We start from the raw sequence: 16,702 nt of genomic DNA on the forward strand, positions 1-16,702 counted from the left end.
ATGAGCACGACCACGACCGAGGAACTCTCGGCCACCACCCTGCTGCGGTTCGCCACCGCGGGCTCCGTCGACGACGGCAAGTCCACCCTGGTCGGACGGCTGCTGCACGACTCCAAGTCGGTCCTCGCCGACCAGCTGGAGGCCGTCGAGCACGCCTCCCGCAGCCGCGGCCAGGACGCCCCCGACCTCGCGCTGCTGACGGATGGTCTGCGCGCGGAGCGGGAGCAGGGCATCACGATCGACGTGGCGTACCGCTACTTCGCCACGCCCCGGCGCCGGTTCATCCTCGCCGACACCCCCGGCCATGTGCAGTACACGCGGAACATGGTCACGGGCGCCTCGACGGCCGAGCTGACCGTGATCCTCGTCGACGCCCGCAACGGCGTCGTCGAACAGACCCGCCGGCACGCCGCCATCGCCGCGCTGCTGCGGGTGCCGCACGTCGTCCTCGCCGTCAACAAGATGGACCTCGTCGGCTACGAGGAGAAGGTCTTCGCGGCGATCGCCGAGGAGTTCACCGCGTACGCCCTCGAACTCGGCGTCCCCGAGGTCACCGCGATCCCGATCTCCGCGCTCGCCGGTGACAACGTCGTGGAGCCGTCGGCGAACATGGACTGGTACGGCGGCCCGACCGTGCTGGAGCACCTGGAGACCGTCCCGGTCAGCCACGACCTGGCGCACTGCCACGCCCGGCTGCCCGTGCAGTACGTGATCCGGCCGCAGACCGCCGAGCACCCCGACTACCGGGGCTACGCCGGGCAGATCGCGGCGGGCACCTTCCGCGTCGGCGAGCGGGTGACGGTGCTGCCGTCCGGCCGCACGACCACCGTCACCGGCATCGACCTGCTGGGCGAGCCCGTCGACGTGGCCTGGACGCCGCAGTCGGTGACCCTGCTGCTCGCGGACGACATCGACATCTCGCGCGGCGACCTGATCGTGCCGAGCAAGGACGCCCCGGCGACCACGCAGGACGTCGAGGCGACCGTCTGCCATGTCGCCGACGCCCCGCTCACCGTCGGCCACCGGGTGCTGCTCAAGCACGGCACCCGCACGGTCAAGGCGATCGTGAAGGACATCCCGTCCCGGCTGACCCTGGACGACCTGTCCCTGCACCCGCACCCGGGCCGGCTCGTCGCCAACGACATCGGCCGGGTGAAGATCCGTACCGCCGAGCCGCTGCCGGTCGACTCCTACGCCGACTCGCGGCGCACGGGCTCGTTCATCCTGATCGACCCGAACGACGGCACGACCCTCACCGCCGGGATGGTCGGCGAGTCGTTCGCCTCTCCGGAGCCCGTCAAGGACGAGGCCGAGGACGACGGGTGGGACTTCTGAGCATGAACTCCCCTTTCTTCGGCGGCGGACGGCGATGTGCGCGATGTGTTCGATGTTCTCGATGACATCCGCGGACCCCGTACGCCGCCGCCGAAAACCCGCCGACCCCCCGGCCACGCGCTGATCCGACCGTGACCGCCGGGCCTCCGAGAGGAACATCCCCGTGCCTGCCACCCCCGCCCTGCGCCGCCTCTTCGCGGTGATCGCCGCGCTCCCGCTGCTCGCGCTCGCCGCCTGCGGCTACGGCTCCCAGGCGAAGGACCTGGAGGACGTGCAGGTCGCCGCAGGCGCGAAGAAGATCGACGGGCTCGACTCGGTCCGCATCGGCTACTTCGGCAACCTGACCCACGCGACCGCCCTGGTCGGCCGTGAGAAGGGCTTCTTCCAGAAGGCGCTGGGCGGCACGGAGGCGAAGTACGCGACGTTCAACGCGGGCCCGTCGGAGATCGAGGCGCTGAACTCGGGGTCGATCGACATCGGCTGGATCGGCCCGTCCCCGGCGATCAACGGCTACGTCAAGTCGGGCGGCAAGAACCTCCGCATCATCGGCGGTTCGGCGTCCGGCGGAGTGAAGCTGGTCGTCAACCCGGACAAGATCAAGTCCCTGAAGGACGTCAAGGGCAAGAAGATCGCCACCCCGCAGCTCGGCAACACCCAGGACGTGGCGTTCCTCAACTGGATCGCCGAGCAGGGCTGGAAGGTCGACGCGCAGAGCGGCAAGGGCGACGTCTCCGTCGTCCGCACCGACAACAAGATCGCACCGGACGCCTACAGGTCCGGTTCCGTCGACGGCGCGTGGGTGCCGGAGCCGACCGCGTCGAAGCTGGTCGCCGAGGGCGCGAAGGTGCTGCTCGACGAGTCCGATCTATGGCCGGACAAGAAGTTCGTGATCACGAACATCATCGTGTCCCAGGACTTCGTGAAGAAGCACCCGAAGGCCGTCGAGGCGGTGCTGCGGGCGTCGGTCGAGACCAACAAGTGGATCAACGCCCACCCGGAGCAGGCGAAGGCGTCGGCGAACGAGCGACTGGCCACCGACACCGGCAAGCCGCTGCCCGCCGACGTGCTCGACCCGGCCTGGCCGTCGATCGCCTTCCTCGACGACCCGCTGGCCGCCACCCTCGACGCCCAGGCCGGACACGCGGTGAAGGCCGGTCTGCTGGAGAAGCCCGACCTGACGGGCATCTACGACCTCACCCTGCTCAACAAGATCCTCGCGGCCGAGGGCAAGGCAGCGGTCGACGACGCCGGACTCGGCGCCCGGTAACCGCATCCCGCATCCCGCATCCCGAGAGTTCCCAGGAGGTGACGACCATGGCCACGACCCTCGCCAAGGCCGCCGACGGTACCGAGACGTCGGCCGCGCACGCCGCCCGGATCGAGCATGTCTCGAAGTCGTTCCCGGGCCCGTCCGGGCAGCAGCTCGTGCTGGACGACATCAGTCTCGATGTCGCGCCGGGCGAGTTCGTCACCCTCCTGGGCGCCTCGGGCTGCGGCAAGTCCACCCTGCTCAACCTGGTGGCCGGCCTGGACCGGCCGTCCGCGGGGTCGATCGCCACGGACGGCCGCCCCGCCCTGATGTTCCAGGAGCACGCGCTGTTCCCGTGGCTGACGGCGGGCAAGAACATCGAGCTGGCGCTCAAGCTGCGCGGGATCGCCAAGGCCGAGCGCCGGCAGCGGGCGGAGGAACTGCTCGAACTGGTCCGGCTGAAGGGCGCGTACGGCAAGCGGGTGCACGAGCTGTCCGGCGGTATGCGCCAGCGTGTCGCGATGGCCCGCGCGCTCGCCCAGGACAGCAGGCTGCTGCTGATGGACGAGCCGTTCGCGGCGCTGGACGCCATCACCCGGGACGTGCTGCACGACGAACTGACCCGGATCTGGGCGGAGACCGGCCTGTCCGTCCTCTTCGTCACGCACAACGTGCGCGAGGCGGTCCGGCTGGCGCAGCGCGTGGTGCTGCTGTCGTCCCGCCCGGGCCGGATCGCCCGCCAGTGGACGGTGGACATCCCGCAGCCGCGCCGTATCGAGGACAGCGCCGTGGCGGAGCTGTCCCGTGAGATCACCGAAGAACTGCGTGGGGAGATCCGCCGTCATGGCCAGCACTGACACGTCCGTCGACGCACCCGTCAAGGACGGCGGCGACCTGGCCGGCCTGGAGGCCGGTCTGGACGCCCTGGAGACGGTCGAGTCGGGCCGTACCCCGCTGCGCGAGACGCTGCTGCGCAAGGTGCTGCCGCCGGTCACCGCGATCGCGCTGGTGCTGGTGGTGTGGCAGGCGCTGGTCTCCTTCGGGATCGTCGACAACCCCACCAAGCTGCCCTCCCCCGCCGACGTGTGGGGCGAGGTGCGGACGGCCTGGCTCCAGGGCACCCTGCTCGACTACATCTGGACGTCCGTCTCGCGCGGCCTCCTCGGCTTCCTGCTCGCGCTCGCCATCGGCACCCCGCTGGGCCTGCTGGTGGCCCGGGTGAAGTTCGTGCGGGCGGCGATCGGACCGATCCTGTCCGGCCTCCAGTCGCTGCCGTCCGTGGCGTGGGTGCCGCCGGCCGTGATCTGGCTCGGCCTCAACAACTCGATGATGTACGCCGTCATCCTGCTCGGCGCGGTCCCATCCATCGCCAACGGCCTGCTGTCCGGCGTCGACCAGGTGCCGCCGCTGTATCTGCGGGCCGGCCGCACGCTGGGCGCGACGGGGCTGAAGGGCACCTGGCACATCGTGATGCCGGCCGCGCTGCCCGGCTATCTCGCGGGCCTGAAGCAGGGGTGGGCGTTCTCCTGGCGGTCGCTGATGGCCGCGGAGATCATCGCCTCCTCCCCCGACCTCGGCGTGGGGCTCGGACAACTGCTGGAGAACGGCCGCAACACCAGCTCCATGTCGATGGTGTTCCTCGCCATCCTGCTCATCCTGATCGTCGGTATCGCGATCGACCTGCTGATCTTCAGCCCGCTGGAGCGGCGGGTGCTGCGCAGCCGCGGTCTGCTGGTGAAGGGCTGACCTCATGAAGCCGGTACGCCCCGTTCTGGTGGTCATCGCCCACGGCAGCCGCGACCCGCGGCACGCCGCGACCGTGCACGCCCTCGTGGAGCGGGTGCGCGCGCAGCGGCCGGGGCTGCGGGTGGAGACCGGCTTCCTGGACTTCAACATCCCGTCCGTGCAGGGGGTGCTGGAGTCCCTGGCAGCGGAGGGCGTCCGCGAGGTGGTGGCGCTGCCGCTGCTGCTGACCCGCGCCTTCCACGCGAAGGCGGACATCCCCGCCGTGCTGCGGGAGGCGCCGGGCCGGCTGCGGATCCGTCAGGCGGAGGTGCTGGGCCCGTCGCCGCTGCTGCTCGCCGCCCTGGAACGGCGGCTGTACGAGGCGGGGCTGACCCCAGCCGACAAGTCCTCGACCGGGGTCGTGCTGGCCTCGGCGGGGTCCACCGACCCGGAGGCGATCGCAGTGATCGCAGAAATCGCGCGGGAGTGGCGGCACACCGGTTGGTGCGCCGTGCGGCCTGCGTTCGCCTCCGCATCCCTTCCCCGCACCGAGGACGCGGTGCGCGAGCTGCGCGCCCTCGGCTGCGCCCGCGTCGCGGTCGCCCCATACGTCTTCGCCCCCGGCTTCCTCCCGGACCGCATCGCCCGCGGCGCCGCCGAGGCGGACGTCCTCGCCGACGTCCTGGGCCCGGCGCCCGAGGTGGCCCGTCTGCTGCTGGAGCGGTACGACGCGGCACGGGCACCGATGCTGGCGGCGGTCGGCGCGTAGCGCCTTCGTGCCCAGGCCTAGGCACCCAGGCCGAGCAGGGCCACTTCCAGGGGCAGCGTGGGCCGGGACGGGAGAGGCGCGGGTTCCTCGCCGCGGCCGGTGGGCGTGGGCGGGACGGAGCGCAGGCCCCGGATGCCGTCCGCGGCCCACGGGGCGTCCGTCGGCGGGAGCGACAGTGTGGTGCGCGGAGAGGTTCCGGCGGCCCGGTTGACCTTGTCCCTGGGGCAGGGTCGAGGGTCCACGGCATGGACCTCTATCTGGAGCAGACGCCGTACAGCGATCCGGGCGACCTGGACGTCAGCGACCTTCCGCGCGACCCGGCGGAACTCGCCGCCGTGGTCCGGAACCTGATCATCCATCGAGCGGAGAGCGGACGCCTCGGGTACGAGATTCCCGAGGACCGGCAGCACGACGACCCGGAGGCCCGCTACGTCCGCGAGGTGCTGCGGATCCTGCGGGAGCGGGATCCGGCGCCGCTCACCGAGGAGCGGGCGTACGGCGACCGGTTCGTGGGGACGTGCCGGGACTTCTCGCTGCTGCTGTGCGGTCTGCTGCGGGCCACCGGCACGCCGGCCCGGCTGCGCTGCGGGTTCGCGCGGTATTTCACGGAGGGCTGGCACGACGATCACTGGGTGACCGAGTACCGCCTGCCGGACGGGAGTTGGCGGCTGATCGACGCGCAGGTGACGCATCCGGCGTACGCACTCGCCTTCGACCCGCGGGACGTGCCCCGCGACCAGTTCCTGGTCGCCGGGGAGGCCTGGCGGAGGTGCCGGGAGGGGACGGCGGATCCGCGGACCTTCGGGGTGTGGGGTCACGACGATCTCGCCGGCCTGTGGTACGTCGGCACCAACATCCCCTTGGACCTGGCCGCGCTGGCCCGCGTGGAGCTGCTGCCCTGGGACGTCTGGGGACCGCCGGTCCGGACCGACGCCGGCCTCACCGAGGACCGCCTCGCCCTGTTCGACGCGGTCGCCGCCGCCCGCACCGACGAGGAGCTGCTGCGGCTGGCCCGGGATCCGCGGCTGGCCGTGACGGGCGAGATGCTGTCGTACACCTCGCGCAGCGGCTACCGGGAGCTGCGGACCGTCACTCTGGCGCGGTCAGCTCCACCAGCTTGAGCACGGTGTTCCAGTTGCGGGTGGTGGCGATCAGGCCCTTGGTCAGGCGGGGGCGGGAGAGGACGTCGGCGAGCTTGGAGCGGCCGAGGCCGTCCGGGGCGTAGAGGTAGAGGGCGCGGTCGCCGAGGCGGAACTCCTCCGGGAGGTGGGCGTCCCGGTCGATCCCGGCGAAGCGGTCCTCGTCGACGGGGGCGGAGAAGTAGGTGACGTGGAGCTGCTTGGGCTCCAGGTCGGCGGCGGGGAACGGGCAGGCGTCGGCGACCGCCTTGAGATAGGCGTGGTCGCGCACGATGACGTCCACCGTGAAGCCGTACCGCTGCTCGATCGCCCGGGTGAGTTCGGCGGCCAGGGACGCCTCGTCGCCGTGGCCGGAGGCGAACACGGCCTGGCCGCTCTGGAGATAGGTGCGTACGCCGTCGTAGCCGAGGCCTTCCATCAGGGTGCGCAGGTCGGCCATCGGGATCTTCTTGCTGCCGCCCACGTTGATTCCGCGCAACAGCGCCGCATACATCGTCACCCGCCCCACCCTAGGCGGCCGTCGTGCCCCGTGGGGGCGGGCACGACGACCGCCGTCTCGGGGTGGGGCGTCGCGCGAAACTCTGGCCGAAAGCACGGCTGTGGATCAACCGCTACACGCCTCTGTGACTTATTCAACGAGGTTGCGTCATCCACAACTCGCGTGCGTCGGTCGCCTGTCGACCGGGGATGTCCCGATAGATGTAAGGGGCCGGGGTCCTCCTCAGTGGTGAGGAGCGGGGGGCCGAGGGGAGGAGTCGCGGGCCCCGCGCTTCACCGGGCAGCACGACGAGATGGCCTTATCCGGCCCATACCTTCGAAGCGAAAGGTGGCGGCAGGGGGCCGCCACCGCACACGAGGGGCAGCCCGGCATGAAGACCGGCAGGGGGGACGTCATGTCCAACGGAGGAACACGGGTGCGGGGGTTCGCCGCCCGGGCCGGCGGCTGGAGCGCCCGGCATCGCTGGGCGGCCGTCGGCATCTGGGTGCTGTTCGTCGTCCTGGCGATGGGGCTCGGCTCGGCGGCGGGCCGGGTCGACGTCAAGGACAGCGACCAGCTCAAGGGCGAGACGCACACCGCGGCGAAGATCGTCGAGGACGCGGGGATCGAGGAACCGGCCGGTGAGACGGTCCTGATCCAGTCGAAGGACGGCCGGCTGAAGGCGACCGACGCGGAGTTCCGCGCCGCCGTCGACGCCGTGATGCGGGCGGTCGACGCCACCGGCCGGGTCACCGACGTCAGCTCGCCGTACGACACGAAGACGATCTCGGCGGACGGCCGCAGCGCGCTGGTGCAGTTCGACATGCGCGGCGCGTCGGACACCGCGGGCGAGCGGGTGGAGCCCGTGCTGAAGGCCGTCGAGGAGGTCCAGAAGGACCACGAGGCGCTGCGGATCGAGGAGATCGGCGGCGCGAGCATGATGAAGACGTTCGACGACGCGTTCAGCGACGACTTCCGGAAGGCCGAGTACTCCGCCGTCCCGGTGGCCCTGGGCATCCTGCTGATCGCGTTCGGCGCGCTGGTGGCGGCGCTGCTGCCGGTGCTGCTGGCGATCACCGCGATCATGGCGACGATGGGTCTGATGGGACTCGTCAGCCACGTGATGCCGATGAGCGACACCGCCAACTCGGTGATGCTGCTGGTGGGGATGGCCGTCGGGGTCGACTACTGCCTGTTCTATCTGCGCCGCGAGCGCGAGGAGCGGGCCGCCGGGCGGGACGCGCACACGGCCCTGCGGATCGCCGCCGCGACCAGTGGCCGCGCGATCGTCGTCTCCGGTGTCACGGTGTGCGTGGCGATGGCGGGCATGCTGTTCACCGGGCTCGCCGAGTTCGAGGCGATGGGGCTGGCGTCGCTGGTCGTGGTGGCGGTCGCCATGGTCGGTTCGGTGACCGTGCTGCCGGCGCTGCTGTCGCTGCTGGGTGAGCGGGTGGAGAAGGGGCGGATCCCGTTCCTGTCCCGCCGGCGCCGCGACGGGGGCGGCACCGGGGAGAGCCGGTTCTGGACCGCCGTACTGAAGGGCGTGCTCGCCCGGCCCGTGGTGTCCGTGGTGGTGGCGGCCGGTGCGCTGCTCGCGATCGCGGCCCCGGCGGTCGGCATGAAGACGCAGCAGCTCACCCTGGACCAGGAGTTCGGTGACTCGCTGCCCATCGTGCAGACGTACAACCGGGTCAACGAGGCCTTCCCGGGCGGTTCCGAGCCGGCCGAGGTGGTCGTCAGGGCGGACGACATCAACGCGCCCGAGGTGCGCGACGCGCTCGCCGACTTCCGTGAGCGGGCGGTCAGTTCGGGCGCCTCGCGTGGTCCGGTCGAGATCAAGCTGCACGACGAGCGGAACGTCGCCTTCGTCTACGTCCCGCTGGTCGGCGGCTCCGACCTGGACAAGGCGGGCGCGAGCCTGGACAAGCTGCGCGACGAGGTGCGGCCGGCCACGCTCGGCAGGGTCGACGGTGTGGAGGCGCCGATCACCGGGCAGGTCGCGGGGTCGAAGGACTTCAACGACCAGCTCGTCGGCTCGGTCGTCCCGGTCTTCGCCTTCGTGGTGGTCTTCGCCTTCCTGCTGATGCTGCTGTCGTTCCGGTCGCTGACCGTCGCCATCACGTCGATCGTGCTCAACCTGCTGTCGGTGGGTGCCGCCTACGGCATCCTGGTCGCCGTCTTCCAGCACGGCTGGGGCGCCTCGCTGGTGGGCGCGGAGGGTGTCGGCGCGATCGTGAGCTGGCTGCCGCTGTTCCTCTTCGTGATCCTGTTCGGTCTGTCGATGGACTACCACGTGTTCGTGGTCTCGCGGATCCGCGAGGCGCGGCTGCGCGGCCGGACCACCAAGGACGCGATCACCCACGGGGTGGTCACCACGACCGGGGTCGTGACCAGCGCCGCGGTCATCATGGTCGCCGTGTTCGCGATCTTCGGGACGCTGTCCATGCAGTCCATGAAGCAGATGGGCGTGGGCCTCGCGGCGGCGGTGCTGATCGACGCGACGATCATCCGGGGGGTGCTGCTGCCCGCGGTGATGGCGCTGCTGGGCGAGCGCAACTGGTACCTGCCGCGGTGGATGAACCGGCTGCCCGACCTCACCCACGACGAGGTGCCGGAGGCGGTCGTGGCGCGGCCGGTGCGGGACGAGGACGCCGACCCCGAGCCGCTGCGGGTCTGAAAGAAAGGCACGAGCCTGCGGAGGGGCTGATTCCGTCCTCCTCGGCTGAGGGTCCGTCGGTTCCGGGGGAACCGACGGGCCCTCGCTTCCGTCTGGCTGACCGAGCGACGACCTGTTGTCGACCAGGGGGAGGACGACTCGTGGACAGACGAAGCCTGTTGAAGGGCGCGCTCGCGGGGACCGTGGCCGCACCGGCGGCCGGACTGCTGACCGCACCGGAGGCGAGCGCCGCGCCCGCCGCGTTCAACGTGCTCATCGGAGACGTGAACTCCGGGAAGATCTTTCTCTTCGACCGGAACAAGCCGTTCACCGACCGCAACATCAAGTGGCAGCTGAACCCGGCCGGTTCGGGCCACCCGATGGAGCACCGCTTCCGCGCCACCGACGGTGACGGGGAGATCCTGCTCGCGGTCACCGGCACCTCCACCACCGGCACCGCGAGCATCTACCGGCGCCGCGACAAGAAGCTGCTGTGGTCGGTGTCGGACGTGAGGAACTACCCGCACTCCATCGAACGCGCCCGCGGCACGGGCGTGGTCGTCGTCGCCGGGCGCAGCTACGGCAGCGGGGGCGGCGCGGCGACCGGCGGCAGCCTGCATGTGTTCCGCCCGACGAACAGCCATGCGAGTTCGCTGGTGCGGGCGGGCAGCCCGATCCCGTTCCACCAGGCCCACGGTCTGCTGTGGGACCCGCAGCTGGAGCGGCTGTGGGTGAGCGGCGGCAAGCGGCTGACCGCCTACCGGATCGTGACGACGGCGAACTCGGCGAAGCTGGTGGAGGACACCGCGCGGCGCCTGGACTCCTTCACCCGCGCCCACGACCTCCAGCCGGACCACCAGCGTCCCGGCCGCCTGCTGGTCACCGACACCTATGGGGTGTACGCCGTCGACAAGGCGTCGATGACCAAGACCACGCTGCACCAGCGCCGGTACGTGAAGTCGTACGTACGCCACTCCTCCGGCGAGCAGATGTGGACGGGCGCGGTCGAGAACGGCAACGTCTTCGGCACGAAGTACGTCCACTTCAACGTCAGCGGAGTGGCGCGGGCGCGGGAGGGCGCGATCATCTACAAGGCGCGCCTGGACACCACGTCGTACGTCTGACGGCTACGGCCGCCGCGCGGCGGCCAGTTCGGCCTCGATGAGGTCGGCGGCGTGGGGTGTGCCGCCCTCCTGGGCCATCGCGGCCTGGATGTCCTTGAGGCGGCGGGCGACCTCCGGGTCGTCGACGAGGGCGAGGGCGGCCGTGCGCAGGGCCTCCGGGGTGGCCTCCTCGGTGGCGAGCCGCCGGGCCACGCCGAGGCCCTGGAGCATGTCCGCGTTGCCGAACTGGTCGACGGCCTGCGGCACGGCGATCATCGGGGTCGCCGTGGCCAGCCCCTCCTGGCTGCCGCCCGCACCGGCGTGGGTGACGAACAGGTCGGCCTGCTTCAGGATCGCCAACTGCGGGACCCACGAGTGGACTTCCACGTTCGCCGGTACGTCGCCCAGCTCGGCCGGGTCGACGTGCTTGCCGATCTGCAGCACCACGTGCCAGCCGGGGAGGTCGCCGAAGGCGCGGACGCAAGTGCGGTAGAACTCCGGCTGCTTGGTGAAGGCCGAGCCCAGCGAGACCAGGACGACCTTCTCGGCGCCGGCGGGCCGCTGCCAGTCGCCCTCGGCGCCGCGGTCGCCCTGACAGGCGCCGACGAAGGTGTACACGCTCTCGTCCACCCGGTCGGCGTTCGGCTGGAGCGCCTTAGGGATGAGGACGATCGAGCGGTCGGGGTGCCCGGCGAACGCGTCGGGGTGCCGGGTGATCCCGTTCTCCTCCAGCCAGGCCTGGAAGCGGGCGTAGTACGCCTGTCCGCGCTCGGTCTTCTTCGGCTCCTCCCACATCGGCGCGGCGACCTCCTCCTCGTACCCCTTCCAGGCCACGAGGTTCGGGGACAGGGAGATCGCGGGGACGCCCCAGCGATGGGCGAGGACGCGGGCCGGGTAGGAGGCGATGTCGTGCAGGACGAGGTCGGGTTCGTCGCCCTCGTAGGCCTCGATCAGCTGGGGCAGGGCCTGGATGGCGTCGTTCAGGAAGGGCTCGACGTTGTCGAGCAGGGTGGAGCCCCAGGCCGACGGGTCGTCGTCGGGGCCGGGCAGGGTGGAGTTCCAGAGCTTCGGTTCGGCGCCGGTCCCGGCGACCTTGTCCGCGAAGACCGGCGGGATGGCGTAGGTGACCCGGTGCCCGCGCGCGACGAGCTCCCGGATCACCTCGAGGCTCGGGTTCACGTGGCCGTGGGCGGCGATGGAGAACATGGCGATATGGGCGCGAGAGGTCATGCCCGGAACACTAAACGAGACGAGACGTCTCGTGCAAGTTTTTTCTCGATGCTCAGCGCTGGTAGCGGGCCAGCACCAGGTTTCCGTCCTCCTCCAGGCGTCGGCGCAGCTCGTCCAGGTCGATCGCGCCGCTGTAGTACTCCTGGAACGCCGGGGTCGCCACCTTGTCCTTCCACTCCGGGTAGCCCCGGACCGACTGGGCGGGCGCGGAGCGGAGGTGGGCGGCGAGGGCGGTGCCGGTGGCCCAGTCGTGCTCGGTGGTGCGCAGGGCCGGGTCCTTCAGGGCCTCGGTGCCGGTGGGCAGCATCCAGTCGCCGAGGGCGAGACGCACCATGTTCGGCGGCCGGAGCAGGAAGTCGACGAACGCGGCGGCCTCCTTCTTGTGCGGGCTGTCCTCGGCGATGGACAGCGTCTGCGGGCTGACGCCCTGCGCGAGGCCGTCGGCGCCGGCCGGGGCGGGCAGCACCTGCCAGTCGAAGCCCTCGGGAGCCTGCTGGGCGATCTGCTGGCGGTAGGAGAAGCCGAGCGGGACCATCGCGTACCGGCCGCCGAAGAAGCCGGGCAGGGTGTCCGAGCCGCCGCTGCCCAGGGTGGTGGGCGAGGCGCTGCGGTCCGTGTTCACCTGGTCGTGGACCGTGCGCGGCATGACCGCGTCGGCGGCCTCGAAGCGGACGGTGACCTTGCCGTCCGCGCCCCGGTGGAACAGCCGGCCGCCCGCCGACAGCGACAGGTTGAGCGTGGCGGAGACGGGTTCCTTCAGCGGCCAGGCCACGCCGTACTTCCCGTCACCCGACAGCTGCCGGGTGACGGTGCGGAACTCCGCCCAGCTCCAGGGGTTCTCGGGCGTCGGGATGCGGACACCCGACTCCTTCAGCCACGTCGCGTTGGCGATCAGCACCCTCGGCTCCTGGAGGAACGGCACGCCGTAGATGCCCTCCCCGAAGGTCACCGTGTCCCAGCTCCGCTGGGGGATGTCGGCCTTGAGCCGCTCGGGCAGCAGGTCGGTCAGGTCGGCGAGATAGCCGCCGTACGCGAAGTCCGCGAGGTCGTCGGAGGCGTCGTGGATGATGTCCGGGGCCTCGCCGCCCTCGAAGGAGGTGAGGAGCTGGTCGTGGACGCTGTCCCAGCTGCCCTGGACGTACTCGACGTGGATGTCGGGGTGGGCGGCGTTCCACTCGGCCACCAGCTCCTTGTTGGCCTCGACGGACTCCTGCTGCCAGGCCAGGGACTGGAAGCGGAGGGTGATCCTGCCGTCGTGGCCCTCGTCTCCCCCGCCGTCGCCGGAGCAGCCCGCGAGCAGCAGGAGGACCGCGAGGAGGACGGCCGGGACTCGGGTCCGCATCAGCTCTTCACCGCCCCGGCCAGCATGCCGCCCGTGATCCGCCGCTGGATGACCGCGAAGACGACCAGCGAGGGCAGGGTGGCGAGGAACGCGGCGGCGGCGAGCGGGCCGAGGTCGGCGACGCCCTCCGCGCCGATGAAGTGGGTGAGGATCACGGGCAGGGTCTGTTTCTCCGGGGACTTGAGCAGGACCAGCGCGAAGAAGAACTCGTTCCACGCGGTGATGAACGCGAACAGGGCCGTCGCCACGATGCCCGGCGCCAGCAGCGGCGCGGTCACCGACACCAGCGTCCGCAGCCGTCCGGCCCCGTCGACCGCGGCCGCCTCCTCCAGCTCGGCGGGCACCGCCCGGACGTATCCGACGAGCATCCACAGCGCGAACGGCAGCGCCCACACCACGTACACCAGCACCAGCCCCGCCAGGGAGTTGATCAGCCGCAGGTTCTTCAGCACCAGGAACAGCGGGATGATCACCAGCACGAACGGGAACGCCTGGCTGACCACCACCCATCCGGTCGCGGCGCGCGCCAGCCGGGTGCGGTGGCGGGCCATGACGTACGCCATCGGCGTGGCGATCACCACCGCGACCAGCGCCGCCCCGGCCGCGGCGAGCAGCGAGTTGAGCGCCGCCTGGAGCAGCGGCTGCTCGTCGAAGGCCTGCCGGAAGTTGGCCAGGGTCGGGTTCTCGGGGATCCAGGTGGGGTGCAGACTGCCCAGCTCGCGCGGCGGTTTGAAGGCCGTGGAGACCAGCCAGAGGAAGGGGAAGGCGAGGAAGAGCAGATACGCGAGCAGCGCCGCGTACTGTCCGATCCGGGCCCCCGTGCGGGTCCTCACGCGTCGTCACCTCCCTTGAGCCGGCCGACCAGGAACAGGGCGAGCAGCACCGAGATCACCGCGACCATGACGCAGCCCATGGCCGCCGCGTAACCGAACTGCCCGTAGCGGAAGGCCTCTTCGTAGGCGAAGAGCATGGGCAGCCGGGTACGGCCGCCGGGGCCGCCGTTGGTCAGCACGTAGACCAGGGCGAAGGCGTTGAAGTTCCAGATGAAGTTCAGCGCGGTGATGGCGAGCGCGACCGGGCGCAGGGCGGGCCAGGTCACCGTGCGGAAGCGGCGCCAGGCGCCGGCGCCGTCGAGGGCCGCCGCCTCGTGCAGCTCCCGTGGGGTGTTCTGGAGTCCGGCGAGCAGGGCGACCGTGGTCTGCGGCATACCGGCCCAGACGCCGACGACGATCACCGCGGGCAGGGCGGTGCCGAGGCCGCTGAGCCAGTCGCGGCCGTCGCCGAGACCCAGGTCGCGCAGGGTCTCGTTGAGGATCCCCGCGTCCGGGTTGTAGACCAGCCGCCACATGATGCCGACGACCACCTCGGGCATCGCCCAGGGGATGATCGCGAGTGCCCGGGCGAGCCATCTCAGCCGCAGGTTCTGGTTCAGCAGCAGGGCGAGGCCGAGGGCCAGCAGGAACTGCGGCACGGTCACCCCGACCGCCCACACCAGGCCGATCCGGAAGGACTCCCAGAACAGCGTGTCCCGCGCCAGGTCGGTGAAGTTCAGCCCGCCGATCCACTGGGTGGGCTCGGTCCGGCCCGACTGGGCGTCCGTGAAGGCCAGCAGGACCCCGTACAGCAGCGGTCCGACGCTCAGCACCAGGATCGGGATGAGCGCGGGCAGCACCAGGAACCAGGCCCCGGGGCCGCCGCCACGCCGCCGGCGGTCCGGGCTCGGCGGGCGTTTCGGCGCGCGCCCGACCTCGGTCACCACGGTCACGTTTCGGCTCCTTTGCGCGGCTCGTGACGGTCCGGGCCCGGCGGGCCTCCGTCATGGTCGTGAAGGCGGTATACGCCGTCAAGGCACCGCGCACACGGTCCGACCTGTGCGGATGCGAGACTGGCCGGCGGGTGGCGGAAACCGGCCACCGCGAAACGGGGACTCGACGGCTCGACGAGGGAAGACGGAGGCGGACGATGGACGAGGCTCAGGCGCGGGACGTACTGGCCACGGCGGGGGTGCTGCCCGGCCCGGCGGGGGACGCCCGGCTGCTCGCCCTGGGCGAGAACGCCGTGTTCGGCTCCGGTGACCTGGTCGTCAAGGTGGGCCGCGACGCCGAACTGCTGGACCGGGCCCGCCGCGAGCTGGACATCGCGGAGTGGCTGGAAGAGGCCGGTGTCCCCGCGGTGCGGGCGGCCGAGCCGAAGGCGCTGCTCGTCGACGGACATCCGGTGACGGTGTGGCACCGGCTGCCCGATGCCGTACGGCCCGCGGAGCCGCGGGATCTGGCCGAACTGCTACGGGTCGTCCACGCACTGCCCTCCCCCTCCTTCGAGCTGCCGCCCCGCGACCTGCTGGGCGGTGTGGAACGCTGGCTGCGGCTCGCGGGCGACGCGATCGACCCCGCGGACGCGGCGTATCTGCGGGAGCGGCGGGACGGCTTCGCGGCGGCGGCCGCCGCGCTCACCCCGCAGCTGCCGCCGGGGCCGATCCACGGCGACGCGCTGCCCCGCAATGTGCACATCGGCCCCGACGGGCCGGTGCTGGTGGACCTGGAGACCTTCTCCGCCGATCTGCGCGAGCACGACCTGGTGGTGATGGCTCTCTCCCACGACCGGTACGGGCTGACCGCCGAGGCGTACGACTCCTTCGCCGAGACCTACGGCTGGGATGTACGCGCCTGGGAGGGCTGCGCCGTGCTGCGCGGCGCCCGGGAGACGGCCAGCTGCGCCTGGGTGGCCCAGCACGCGCCCCGCAACCCCAGGGCGCTGGCCGAGTTCGAGCGGCGGGTGGCGTCGCTGCGGGACGGGGACGAGACGGTGCGCTGGTATCCGTTCTGAGGAGCGGTTGGTCAGCCGGCGGCCGCGGTTTTCAGCTCCCGCACCGGCCACGCTCCGTCCACCACCGCCGCCGCGTTCCCCTTGCGGCGCAGGAAGTCCTGGAAGTCCGCCGCCCACTCGGCGTACCACTCGATCTGGCGGCGGTGCAGCTCCGCCGGTCCGAGGGCCGCGATCTTGGGGTGGCGGCCGGCTATCGCGCGGGCCAGCCGGGCGGCGGCGAGGGCGTCGGCGGAGGCGTCGTGGGCGGAGTCGAGGGCGATGCCGTACTCCGTGCAGACGGCTTCGAGGGTGCGCTTGCCGCGGCGGTAGCGGTCGGCACGGCGGTCGATGGTGTACGGGTCGACGACCGGGGCCGGTTCCCGGCCGCCTAGGCGGTCGCGCAGGGACGGCAGGCCGTACCGCCGCAGTTCGGCGGAGAGCAGGGTCAGGTCGAAGGAGGCGTTGTAGGCGACGACCGGGACGCCCGCCTTCCAGTACCCCGCGAGGACGTCCGCGACGGCGTCCGCGACCCGGTCGGCGGGCAGGCCCTCGGCCGCCGCGCGTTCGTTGCTGATGCCGTGCACGGCGACCGCGTCCGCCGGGATCTCGACTCCCGGGTCCGCCAGCCATTCCCTGCGGCCCAGGGGCTGCCCGTCCCTGACCTCGATCACGGCGGCCGTGACGATGCGTGCGGTGTGCGGATCCGTCCCGGTCGTCTCGAGGTCGAAGCCGATCAGCAGCTCCCGGTGCCAGCCCATGGGTGGTCCCCCTTCTTGGTGGTGCTTTCCCCCAGTGGCCTCCACCCTCGCATGCGCCACTGACAATCGGTGGACCGCGTTCCGCTTACCGCCGCCCCACCGGCCGCGCGTCC

The 16,702-nt window shown here is 71.7% G+C and carries 15 protein-coding genes and 1 pseudogene; 9 read left to right on the top strand and 7 right to left on the bottom strand.

The window, feature by feature from the left end; genetic code table 11:
• From ACZ42A_RS20565 to ACZ42A_RS20585, 5 genes are all read left to right on the top strand, one after another.
• The gene (locus ACZ42A_RS20565) at nucleotides 1-1,335 is read left to right on the top strand and encodes a sulfate adenylyltransferase subunit 1 (RefSeq protein ID WP_468528665.1); all 1,335 of its coding nucleotides are present in this window, start codon (nucleotides 1-3) and stop codon (nucleotides 1,333-1,335) included.
• 163 nt (nucleotides 1,336-1,498) lie between these two features.
• Nucleotides 1,499-2,602: an aliphatic sulfonate ABC transporter substrate-binding protein gene (locus tag ACZ42A_RS20570; protein ID WP_468528666.1), complete on the top strand. Its 1,104-nt coding sequence runs from the start codon at nucleotides 1,499-1,501 to the stop codon at nucleotides 2,600-2,602.
• A gap of 47 nt (nucleotides 2,603-2,649) precedes the next feature.
• On the top strand, nucleotides 2,650-3,441 hold the full coding sequence (locus tag ACZ42A_RS20575) for an ABC transporter ATP-binding protein (RefSeq protein ID WP_468528667.1): 792 nt from the start codon (nucleotides 2,650-2,652) through the stop codon (nucleotides 3,439-3,441).
• Entirely contained in the window at nucleotides 3,428-4,330 is a 903-nt protein-coding gene (locus ACZ42A_RS20580) for an ABC transporter permease (protein ID WP_468528668.1), read from the top strand. Before ACZ42A_RS20575 ends, ACZ42A_RS20580 begins: the two co-directional genes overlap by 14 nt.
• 4 nt (nucleotides 4,331-4,334) lie before the next feature.
• The gene (locus tag ACZ42A_RS20585) at nucleotides 4,335-5,078 is read left to right on the top strand and encodes a sirohydrochlorin chelatase (protein WP_468528669.1); all 744 of its coding nucleotides are present in this window, start codon (nucleotides 4,335-4,337) and stop codon (nucleotides 5,076-5,078) included.
• A 17-nt stretch (nucleotides 5,079-5,095) separates the two neighbouring features.
• On the opposite strand, the gene ACZ42A_RS20590 is transcribed toward ACZ42A_RS20585, so the two are convergent.
• On the bottom strand, nucleotides 5,096-5,320 hold the full coding sequence (locus ACZ42A_RS20590; RefSeq protein ID WP_468528670.1) for a hypothetical protein: 225 nt from the start codon (nucleotides 5,318-5,320) through the stop codon (nucleotides 5,096-5,098).
• A 3-nt stretch (nucleotides 5,321-5,323) separates the two neighbouring features.
• Between ACZ42A_RS20590 and ACZ42A_RS20595 the strand changes: the two genes are divergently transcribed.
• Nucleotides 5,324-6,199 carry a transglutaminase-like domain-containing protein gene (locus tag ACZ42A_RS20595; protein ID WP_468528671.1) on the top strand — a complete coding sequence of 292 codons (876 nt, stop codon included), beginning with the start codon at nucleotides 5,324-5,326 and terminating at the stop codon, nucleotides 6,197-6,199.
• Here ACZ42A_RS20595 and ACZ42A_RS20600 read toward each other — a convergent pair.
• A complete protein-coding gene (locus ACZ42A_RS20600) occupies nucleotides 6,168-6,710 on the bottom strand; it encodes a DUF1697 domain-containing protein (protein ID WP_468528781.1) in 543 nt (180 codons plus the stop codon). The genes ACZ42A_RS20595 and ACZ42A_RS20600 overlap by 32 nt on opposite strands.
• A 400-nt stretch (nucleotides 6,711-7,110) precedes the next feature.
• Between ACZ42A_RS20600 and ACZ42A_RS20605 the strand changes: the two genes are divergently transcribed.
• Both ACZ42A_RS20605 and ACZ42A_RS20610 read left to right on the top strand, forming a co-directional pair.
• Nucleotides 7,111-9,372 carry an MMPL family transporter gene (locus tag ACZ42A_RS20605; RefSeq protein ID WP_468528782.1) on the top strand — a complete coding sequence of 754 codons (2,262 nt, stop codon included), beginning with the start codon at nucleotides 7,111-7,113 and terminating at the stop codon, nucleotides 9,370-9,372.
• 140 nt (nucleotides 9,373-9,512) lie between these two features.
• The gene (locus ACZ42A_RS20610; RefSeq protein ID WP_468528672.1) at nucleotides 9,513-10,475 is read left to right on the top strand and encodes a hypothetical protein; all 963 of its coding nucleotides are present in this window, start codon (nucleotides 9,513-9,515) and stop codon (nucleotides 10,473-10,475) included.
• Between the two features lie 3 nt (nucleotides 10,476-10,478).
• Here the strand turns inward: ACZ42A_RS20610 and ACZ42A_RS20615 are convergent.
• From ACZ42A_RS20615 to ACZ42A_RS20630, 4 genes and pseudogenes are all read right to left on the bottom strand, one after another.
• Nucleotides 10,479-11,721 (bottom strand): annotated as a pseudogene (locus ACZ42A_RS20615) (glycosyltransferase).
• Between the two features lie 15 nt (nucleotides 11,722-11,736).
• The gene (locus ACZ42A_RS20620; protein ID WP_468528673.1) at nucleotides 11,737-13,026 is read right to left on the bottom strand and encodes an ABC transporter substrate-binding protein; all 1,290 of its coding nucleotides are present in this window, start codon (nucleotides 13,024-13,026) and stop codon (nucleotides 11,737-11,739) included.
• Nucleotides 13,026-13,859, bottom strand: coding sequence for a carbohydrate ABC transporter permease (locus tag ACZ42A_RS20625; RefSeq protein WP_468528674.1), 834 nt, complete (start codon nucleotides 13,857-13,859; stop codon nucleotides 13,026-13,028). Before ACZ42A_RS20625 ends, ACZ42A_RS20620 begins: the two co-directional genes overlap by 1 nt.
• Nucleotides 13,856-14,791: a carbohydrate ABC transporter permease gene (locus tag ACZ42A_RS20630; protein ID WP_468528675.1), complete on the bottom strand. Its 936-nt coding sequence runs from the start codon at nucleotides 14,789-14,791 to the stop codon at nucleotides 13,856-13,858. The genes ACZ42A_RS20625 and ACZ42A_RS20630 overlap by 4 nt, the downstream gene beginning before the upstream one ends.
• A 197-nt stretch (nucleotides 14,792-14,988) precedes the next feature.
• Here ACZ42A_RS20630 and ACZ42A_RS20635 point away from each other — a divergent pair, with 197 nt between their 5' ends.
• Nucleotides 14,989-15,852: a phosphotransferase enzyme family protein gene (locus tag ACZ42A_RS20635; protein WP_468528676.1), complete on the top strand. Its 864-nt coding sequence runs from the start codon at nucleotides 14,989-14,991 to the stop codon at nucleotides 15,850-15,852.
• An 11-nt stretch (nucleotides 15,853-15,863) separates the two neighbouring features.
• Here the strand turns inward: ACZ42A_RS20635 and ACZ42A_RS20640 are convergent, their stop codons facing one another.
• Nucleotides 15,864-16,589 carry an exonuclease domain-containing protein gene (locus ACZ42A_RS20640; protein WP_468528677.1) on the bottom strand — a complete coding sequence of 242 codons (726 nt, stop codon included), beginning with the start codon at nucleotides 16,587-16,589 and terminating at the stop codon, nucleotides 15,864-15,866.
• Nucleotides 16,590-16,702: the final 113 nt, after the last annotated feature.

This window comes from Streptomyces sp. NPDC030838, assembly GCF_055572035.1.

Coding starts and splice junctions, on each gene's coding strand:
- ACZ42A_RS20565 (WP_468528665.1), top strand. CDS start 1: ATGAGCACGACCACGACCGAGGAACTCTCGGCCACCACCCTGCTGCGG.
- ACZ42A_RS20575 (WP_468528667.1), top strand. CDS start 2,650: ATGGCCACGACCCTCGCCAAGGCCGCCGACGGTACCGAGACGTCGGCC.
- ACZ42A_RS20580 (WP_468528668.1), top strand. CDS start 3,428: ATGGCCAGCACTGACACGTCCGTCGACGCACCCGTCAAGGACGGCGGC.
- ACZ42A_RS20585 (WP_468528669.1), top strand. CDS start 4,335: ATGAAGCCGGTACGCCCCGTTCTGGTGGTCATCGCCCACGGCAGCCGC.
- ACZ42A_RS20595 (WP_468528671.1), top strand. CDS start 5,324: ATGGACCTCTATCTGGAGCAGACGCCGTACAGCGATCCGGGCGACCTG.
- ACZ42A_RS20600 (WP_468528781.1), bottom strand. CDS start 6,710: ATGTATGCGGCGCTGTTGCGCGGAATCAACGTGGGCGGCAGCAAGAAG.
- ACZ42A_RS20605 (WP_468528782.1), top strand. CDS start 7,111: ATGTCCAACGGAGGAACACGGGTGCGGGGGTTCGCCGCCCGGGCCGGC.
- ACZ42A_RS20620 (WP_468528673.1), bottom strand. CDS start 13,026: ATGCGGACCCGAGTCCCGGCCGTCCTCCTCGCGGTCCTCCTGCTGCTC.
- ACZ42A_RS20635 (WP_468528676.1), top strand. CDS start 14,989: ATGGACGAGGCTCAGGCGCGGGACGTACTGGCCACGGCGGGGGTGCTG.
- ACZ42A_RS20640 (WP_468528677.1), bottom strand. CDS start 16,589: ATGGGCTGGCACCGGGAGCTGCTGATCGGCTTCGACCTCGAGACGACC.